The following is a 932-nucleotide window of genomic DNA, read 5'->3' as shown; positions in this document are numbered from 1 at the left end:
GAGCCATTGCGGCTCTGGCTGCAGGAGATCGCGGCGGACGCGGCCGGACGCGCCGGCATCGCCCGGCGGACCCTCAACGGGACGGTCAAGGCCCTGGCGGACCGCGTCGAGGCGGCGGCAAAGGCCGCCGGAGACCAGGACCATGCCGCTGAAGTCCTCGCGGGGGACGCCCGCGACGCCTACCGGGACGCCGTGGCCAGGATCCTCGAGGCCACCCGGGACGGCGCCCTGCTGCGCGGCGAGGTCCTGGCCCGCTGGCAGGACTTTGTCGGCACTGGCGAGTTCTTCCGGGCCATGGAGCAGAACATTGGCCGGTTCCGTGACCGGGTCGGCGCGTTCTTCCGTGGCGAGCCNAGCCGGCACCCGCAGTGCGGGTGGAGACGGCGATCGAGACCGGCTTACAGGCGGTTATTATTGATGAGGCCGCCAATGCGGGTGACGATGCGGACGGGCGCTGGCGCTCCGATCCCGCCGGCCGCCAACTGCTGGGCAGCGACGACCTCTCCGGCACCTCCGAGGGCTTCGCCGACAGGGCGGCCGCCGAGATCCGGGCCTGGCAGGGGAGCCTTATGGAACTCATCCGGACCGAGGGCCAGGGCAAGCGCACGCAGGCCCGCTGGCTGTCCTTCGGCATCAATGGCCTCGGCGCCGCCCTGATGATCGTGGTGTTTTCCATGACCGCCGGACTGACAGGGCTGGAGGTCGGCATCGCAGGCGGAACCGCCATTGCCGGACAGCGGCTGCTGGAAGCGGTGTTCGGCGAGGACGCCGTCCGCCGGCTCGCCAAGACGGCCCGGGAGGACCTCCACACCCGCTGCCAGAACCTGCTTCAGGACGAGCAGCTGCGGTTCCTGGACCGGCTGGACTCCTCCGGCGGAATCGATCCCGCGGTGCTCATCGGCCATGCCTCGGCGCTCCGCCGGCTGGCGGCC

General features: G+C 71.6%; 1 pseudogene. It reads left to right on the top strand.

The window, feature by feature from the left end:
- Nucleotides 1–932 (top strand): annotated as a pseudogene (locus K789_RS23390) (ABC transporter); the annotation flags it as partial.

Origin of the sequence: Arthrobacter sp. TB 26 (assembly GCF_000427315.1) — a bacterium.
Classification (GTDB): Bacteria; Actinomycetota; Actinomycetes; order Actinomycetales; family Micrococcaceae; genus Arthrobacter.
This window is presented reverse-complemented; position numbering and strand designations above follow the sequence as displayed.